The sequence below is a fragment of the Acetoanaerobium pronyense genome (assembly GCF_017874355.1).
Lineage (GTDB): Bacteria > Bacillota > Clostridia > Peptostreptococcales > Filifactoraceae > Acetoanaerobium > Acetoanaerobium pronyense.
This window is the reverse complement of record NZ_JAGGLI010000018.1, coordinates 47,196-54,182: the sequence shown is the minus strand read 5'-3', so window position 1 is coordinate 54,182 and position 6,987 is coordinate 47,196. Positions and strand designations below refer to the sequence as shown.

The 6,987-nt window shown below is 36.3% G+C and carries 7 protein-coding genes; 6 read left to right on the top strand and 1 reads right to left on the bottom strand.

Going from position 1 to position 6,987, the window contains the following annotated elements; all coding sequences use genetic code 11:
* Positions 1 to 111: 111 nt before the first annotated feature.
* Entirely contained in the window at positions 112 to 1,374 is a 1,263-nt protein-coding gene (locus tag J2Z35_RS08735; protein WP_209661016.1) for a Glu/Leu/Phe/Val family dehydrogenase, read from the bottom strand.
* 494 nt (positions 1,375 to 1,868) lie between these two features.
* On the opposite strand from J2Z35_RS08735, the gene J2Z35_RS08730 reads away from it, so the two are divergent.
* The 6 genes from J2Z35_RS08730 (at position 1,869) to J2Z35_RS08705 (ending at position 6,986) form a co-directional block, all read left to right on the top strand.
* Positions 1,869 to 2,039: a DUF362 domain-containing protein gene (locus tag J2Z35_RS08730; protein ID WP_209661015.1), complete on the top strand. Its 171-nt coding sequence runs from the start codon at positions 1,869 to 1,871 to the stop codon at positions 2,037 to 2,039.
* Positions 2,040 to 2,196: 157 nt separating this feature from the next.
* Positions 2,197 to 3,270: an aspartate carbamoyltransferase gene (gene pyrB, locus J2Z35_RS08725; RefSeq protein ID WP_209661014.1), complete on the top strand. Its 1,074-nt coding sequence runs from the start codon at positions 2,197 to 2,199 to the stop codon at positions 3,268 to 3,270.
* Positions 3,271 to 3,331: 61 nt separating this feature from the next.
* On the top strand, positions 3,332 to 4,543 hold the full coding sequence (locus J2Z35_RS08720; protein WP_209661013.1) for a dihydroorotase: 1,212 nt from the start codon (positions 3,332 to 3,334) through the stop codon (positions 4,541 to 4,543).
* Positions 4,524 to 5,369 (top strand): orotidine-5'-phosphate decarboxylase, encoded by an 846-nt coding sequence (pyrF, locus tag J2Z35_RS08715; protein ID WP_245330820.1) that lies wholly within the window; start codon positions 4,524 to 4,526, stop codon positions 5,367 to 5,369. The genes J2Z35_RS08720 and pyrF overlap by 20 nt, the downstream gene beginning before the upstream one ends.
* A complete protein-coding gene (locus J2Z35_RS08710) occupies positions 5,357 to 6,067 on the top strand; it encodes a dihydroorotate dehydrogenase electron transfer subunit (protein ID WP_209661012.1) in 711 nt (236 codons plus the stop codon). The genes pyrF and J2Z35_RS08710 overlap by 13 nt, the downstream gene beginning before the upstream one ends.
* Positions 6,048 to 6,986, top strand: a complete 939-nt coding sequence (locus tag J2Z35_RS08705) for a dihydroorotate dehydrogenase (protein ID WP_408627186.1) — start codon at positions 6,048 to 6,050, stop codon at positions 6,984 to 6,986. The genes J2Z35_RS08710 and J2Z35_RS08705 overlap by 20 nt, the downstream gene beginning before the upstream one ends.
* Position 6,987 lies beyond the last annotated feature (1 nt).

Sequence of the window (6,987 nt, the reverse complement as noted above, 5' to 3'; positions counted from 1 at the left end):
GGCATTAATTTGCTGCCTTTTTTTTATATTTTTTTAAGAATTAAAAAAAGCGACAAAGTCGCTTTTTAGAAAGGGGCTATTTCCCGACAGCCCCTCTTAATATGCTTTATTTTAGTACCAGCCTCTGTATTTCATAGCAACTGCTATACGCTTGATACTCATCATGTAAGCAGCAGTTCTCATGTCAACACTGTGCTCTCCCATAAGAGTCCAGATATCTTCAAAAGCTTTGTCCATAAGAACATCTTGCTTAGATTGAACTTCTTCGAAAGACCAGTTGTATCTCATAAGGTTTTGTACCCACTCGAAGTAAGAAACTGTAACTCCACCTGCATTAGCAAGTATATCAGGGATTACAAGAACTCCTTTGTTGAATAGGATTTCATCAGCTTCTGGAGTTGTAGGCCCGTTAGCTCCCTCAGAGATTATTTTAGCTTTTATATCATCTGCATTTGCAGAAGTTATTACGTTTTCTAGTGCACAAGGCATAAGGATATCAACTTCTTGAGTAAGAAGTGCATCTCTATGAAGCTCTTCAGCTCCTGCGAATCCTTTGATGCTTCCATTTTCAGCTGCATAAGCTATAGCAGCAGGAATATCAAGTCCATCTTTGTTTACAAGTGTACAGCTTGAGTCAGAAATAGCAACAACTTTTGCTCCCATTTCAGTTATGTACTTAGCTGCGAAAGATCCAACGTTTCCAAATCCTTGAACTGCAACTGTAGCAGTGTTTAGGTTCATGCCCTTTTTGCTTGCAGCAGCTCTAGCCATTATAGCAACACCGTATCCAGTAGCTTCTGTTCTAGCTAAAGATCCGAAGAAGTCAACAGGCTTTCCAGTAAGTACTCCTGGCTGGAATTGTCCAGTAGATTTTTCGATTTCGTCAACCATCCAAGCCATTATCTTTCCGTTAGTGTTTACGTCTGGAGCTGGGATATCTACTTTTTCTCCTATAAATGGAGCTAAAGCCTTAGCGAAACCTCTTGAAATTCTCTCAAGCTCTCCTTCAGAGTAATCTTTAGGATCGATGGCAAGTCCACCTTTTCCTCCGCCGTATGGAACACCTGTTACTGAGCACTTGAAAGTCATCCAAGTAGAAAGTGCTTTAACTTCGTCATAAGTAACTCCTGGGTGGAATCTAAGTCCGCCTTTGAAAGGTCCACAAGCGTTGTTGTGCTGAGAACGGAATCCTGTAAAAGTTTTGATAGTTCCGTTGTCTAATCTTACAGGGAAAGAAACCTCGATTACTCTTGCTGGAGTTTTAAGGATTTCGTAAACTGCAGGATCTGCACCAAGTTTGTCACATGCTGTTTTTACTTGTCTTTGTGCAATCTCAAATGGATTTAAAGACTCTTTAACATTTTTGTTTTCCATATTTGTTGCCCCCTAACTCATGATTTTTATATAACGTTTTCCCACTCTTGATTTTGATTATAACATAATGTCAATTTTATTGTAACTCATTTTAGAAGGAAATTGTCATAAAAAACCCAATATGAATAAAAAAGTGCAGACTGTGCAATTGACTAAATATTGTATCTAAATAAAGAGTAATATAATACTGTATACAAAGGTGAATTCTTATATAGGAAAATAAAAATGCAAGATGTGCAATGATTTCTTGCAAAGCGGGATTGGGAATTTAAAATATACATATGAGATATATAGAATAATAGAGAAAGATACATAGATATAGTATATTTATAAATTCAGACTAAAAAACTAGGGATTATTTTGGGGTTACAATCTGCTCAAAGCGTTCAAATGAGAAGGATTATCGATGATTTTTATATTTACATATTATACATCACATGATATAATCAGCTTAGATTTATACTTTATTGTTGAATATGAAGGAGGAATTGGTTATGGCATACTTAATAAATGAAAATTGCATCAGCTGTGGAGCATGTGAGCCAGAATGTCCAGTTAGCTGTATTACTGCAGGAGACGACAAATACGTTATCGATGCTTCTACATGTATAGACTGCGGAGCTTGTGCTGGAGTTTGTCCAGTAGACGCTTGCCAGCCAGAATAATTACAATACTTAAAGCGAAGCCACTAGGCTTCGTTTTTTTTACGTAAAAAAATTTGATTCACTTTTCTAATTGACAAAGACAAAATCAAGGTGTATGATGTTTGACAAAAGGTAACTCTTTTAATTTAGTCCGAGAGACTAACAAGGAGGAAATAATATGAGACATTTTATTGAGGTAAGTGATTTTTCACGCCAAGAATTAACAAATCTAATCGATGTTGCAAAGGACATTATGGAAAATCCATCTAAGTATGCAGATGCGATGAAAGGAAGACTACTTGCAACACTATTCTACGAACCATCTACAAGGACGAGATTCAGCTTTGAGGCTGCAATGCTCAGGCTAGGTGGTCAAATCATCGGTTTCTCTGAAGCCCAAAATTCATCTGTTTCCAAGGGAGAATCAATTAAAGATACTATAAGAACAATAGCCTGCTATGCAGATATTGCTGTAATGAGGCATTATCTAGAGGGGGCTCCTAAGCTTGCAAGTGCTTACTCTGATATTCCTGTAATCAATGCAGGAGATGGAGGACACCAGCATCCAACTCAAACGACAACCGACCTTTTGACTATAAGCATGGAAAAAGGAAGGCTTGATAATCTAAATATAGTACTTTGCGGAGACTTAAAAAATGGAAGAACAGTCCACTCTCTAGTAAAGGCACTCTCACAGTTTGAAAACAACACATTCTATTTTGTATCTCCTAAGGAACTAAAAATCCCAGACTATGTAAAATCCTATATAAAAGAAAGTTCTTTCTTTGAAGTTAGCTCACTTGAAGACATACTGCCAAGTGCAGATGTACTTTATATGACAAGAATTCAAAAAGAAAGATTCGAAAATCCTAAAGAGTATGACAGGCTCAAGGATTTATTTATACTAAACAAAAATAAAATGATTCTTGCAAAAAAAGACATGATAGTAATGCATCCCCTGCCAAGAGTCAACGAGATATCTGAGGATGTTGATAAGGACAAAAGAGCTGTATACTTTCCTCAGGCTAAGTATGGGATGTACGTAAGGATGGCTCTTATACTAAAACTTATGAAAGAAAAAGAGCAGTCAAAGGATGATTTCGAAGATTCAAGACACCAGCTTTACTCGACATGTGACAATAACAAATGCGTATCCAACCATGAAAAAATGGACAAGGTTGGATTTGGACTCCTAGACCCAGAAAAACATATATATACCTGCGAGTACTGCGACTCGAACTATGCAATGTAAATTAAAAAATGGGATTGGGAAGATTTTCCCTGTCCCTTTGTTTTAAATAAAGGAGAATCCCATGCTTCATATAAAAAATTGCCAAATTATAGACCAAAATGGAATACTAAATGACGAGCTTCTTATAGAAAAGGGAAAGATAAGGATGATAGGTAGTGAAAAAATAAAACACTATATCTATGATTCTATTCAAAAGCTTCAGATACCTGGTCTTGAAAATAACGAAAAACCATTAATAAAAACTATAGATGCAGAAGGTAATATAGTCATGCCATCATTTGTAGACCTTCACTTTCATATGAGAAATCCTGGGCAAAGCCATAAAGAAACACTTCTTAGCGGCAACAAAGCTGCCTTAAAAGGCGGATACACTCATGTACTTGCCATGGCGAACACAAACCCTGTAGTTGACTCTAGAGAGCTTGTAGAGGATATGCTTACTGAAAATAGAAAGCTAAACCTTATAAAACTTTTTCAAGTATCAAGCGTTACAAAAAATCTAGAAGGCAAAGAGCTAGTGGATTTCCTTAAAATTCGTGAGATGACGAGATTCTTTTCAGATGATGGGAAAAATATTGATGATCCAAAGCTTCTTGAATATGCACTCTATTATTCTAGAGACCTTGACTTTGTAATACTAAGTCACGATGAGCCTGAGACTGAAATGGTTCAAAGAAACCTAGATATTGTAAGAAAAACAAAAGGCAATTTTCACTTTTGCCATATCAGCAAAGAGCAGTCAATGAAAGAGATTATAAAGGCTAAGAAAGAAGGGTTAAATATTACTGTAGAAGTTGCCCCTCATCATATATATAAATCAGATATAGACTATAGGGTAAATCCTCCATTTGCAACTGAGTCTGATAGAAAGTTTCTAATAAAGGCTATAAAAGAAGGCTATGTAGATGCTATAGCAACTGACCACGCTCCACATACTATAGAGGATAAAGCAAATGGTGCTCCAGGGATATCTGGAATAGAGACTTCCTTTTCATTATGCCACAAGGTTTTTAAAGAAGAAGAACTTGGTATGGATAAGCTTAGCAAACTAATGTCTTATAACCCTGGAAGATTTTTAGGGCTTTCCCATAGAGAGATAAGAGCTGGAGAAGATGCAGATATAGTTATTATTAAAGAAGGAAGTTTTAACATAGATAGTAAAGATTTTGAATCGAAGGGAAAAAACACTCCTTTTGAAAATGATTCTGTAGAAGCTATAGTTACTAAAACCATAAGAAAAGGAGAACTTTTATATGATAATGGACTTAATTAAAGAAAGGGCTTTAGAAAAAAGCCCTTTTTGTGTAGGTTTAGACCTTATAATGGATCAGATTCCAACTGAAATAACAAAAGGTTTTGAGAAAAAAAGTGATATGCTCTTTGCATATGCTAAAGAAGCTATAGATATCTCAAGAGAATATGCAGCATGTTACAAGGTACAGATAGCTTGTTATGAAGCCGAAGGATTAGATGGAATGAAGGCATACAGCGACATACTTTCATATATAAGGTCCCTTGATGAGATTGTAATTGGAGACGTGAAAAGAGGAGATATAGGCTCTACTGCTGGGCTTTATGCAAAGGGACATTTTACAGGAGATTTTGAATCAGATATAGTGACTCTAAGTCCTTATATGGGAAAAGATGCGATATCTCCATATTTTAAATACTTTGAAAAAGGCAAAGGTGCTTTTGTACTTGGAAAGACATCTAATGAAGGTTCCCTTGATTTTCAAGACCTTAGGATAGGAAATGAAACCCTTTATGAAAGGGTACTAAACAAAATCAAAGAATGGTCAAAAGAACTTGATGTACAGTCTGAGTATTCTCCAATCGGAGCAGTAGTAGGTGTAAACGAAGCAAAGGAGCTAAAGAGGCTTAAAGAAACGACAAAAGGCATATATCTTCTTATACCAGGATATGGAGCCCAAGGTGCATCCATAGAGGATATAAGGGAGCTAATATATGAAAATAAAAATGGAGTTGTAAACGTATCTAGAGGATATACAGCAGGGCTTTCTGATTCTAGTGATTTTAGAAAAGAGCTTAAAGAAAGAGCTCAAAGACTTTCAAAGGAGCTTATAGGATGTATAAAATAGCCTTTAATAAAAAAATCGGGATTGATTTTTATATCATGAGAATAGAAGGAAATTTTGAGGGAAGTCCAGGACAGTTTTATATGCTTAGGTCAGAAGATAGCTTTATGACACTTAGTAGACCTATCAGCATCTATGATATAGGAGATAATTATATAGAGTTTATGTACAAAACTGTAGGCAAAGGAACCCAGTATTTCTCGAAGATGCAAAGAGGTGACAGCATCACCCTTTATGGCCCATATGGAAATGGATTCCCTGTAGACGAGTATATAGACAAAAAAGTTGCTCTCGTTGGGGGAGGTATGGGGATAGCCCCACTTATGTATCTTGCCAAAAAGTTAAATAATCCTGATATCTATCTTGGTATGAGAAAGGAAGCTATGAGTCCTGAGCAGATGAGAGAGATAGGAGAAAGCTACAGCAGATATGGAGCTACATACTTTAATATAGGAAATGATATGACAGAAAAAATAGATTTAAGTAAATATGATGCAGTAATGACATGCGGTCCTGAAATACTTATGAAAAAAGTAAAGAACTTGAATAAAAACACCTATGTGTCCCTTGAAAAGCATATGGGCTGCGCAGTTGGAGCATGTCTTTCCTGCACCTGTGATGTAAATGGAAAGAGAGTAAGGGTATGCAAGGAAGGGCCTGTGTTTAGAGGAAGTGAGGTGGATTTTAAAGATGAAGATTAATGCTTTTGGAATAGATTTTAAAAATCCTGTAATTGCTGCCTCGGGAACCTTTGGCTTTGGAAATGAATATAAAGACTACTATGACCCTTCAATCCTTGGAGGTATAAGCACAAAAGGACTTACCTTAGAAAGCAGAGCTGGAAACAAGGGGATTAGGATAGCAGAAACATCAGGTGGAGTCATGAACTCTATAGGACTAGAAAATCCAGGAGTAGAGTATTTTTTAAATCAAGGAATAGAAGAAATGAATGATATAGAGTCAGTAATCCTTGGTAATCTTGGAGGTTCAAGCCTTGATACATATATTGAAGGAGCTAGACTGATAGAAGAGCATAATAAAAAAGTTGAAAAAGCAGAAAAAAATTCAAAAAAAATAGATATTATCGAGCTAAATATATCATGCCCTAATGTAAAAGAAGGGGGAATTGCCTTTGGTATTACATGCGAAGGTGCAGAAAAGGTGGTTAGAGAGGTTAGAAAAGTAGTAAGCTGTCCTCTTGTTGTGAAGCTTTCACCAAATGCAGAAAATATAAGCAGAATTGCGGCTACCTGTGAATTTGAAGGAGCTGACGGGATATCCCTTATAAACACTGTATCTGCCCTTAAGATTGATATAAGGAAAAGAAAGCCAGTATTTAACAATATATATGCAGGTCTCTCAGGTCCAGCTATAAAGCCTATAGCACTAAAGATGGTAAGGGATGTATCAAAGACTGTAAGCGTTCCAGTGATTGGAATGGGCGGAATAGTAACTTACGAAGATGCAATAGAATTTATAATGGCAGGAGCCCACCTTATTCAGTTTGGTACGGCATCATTTATGAACCCATATGCAGGAAGAGACATAATAGACGGTATAAAGAGGTTTATGGAAGAGGAAAATATTAAAAATTTAGATGAAATAAGGGGGATAATATAAG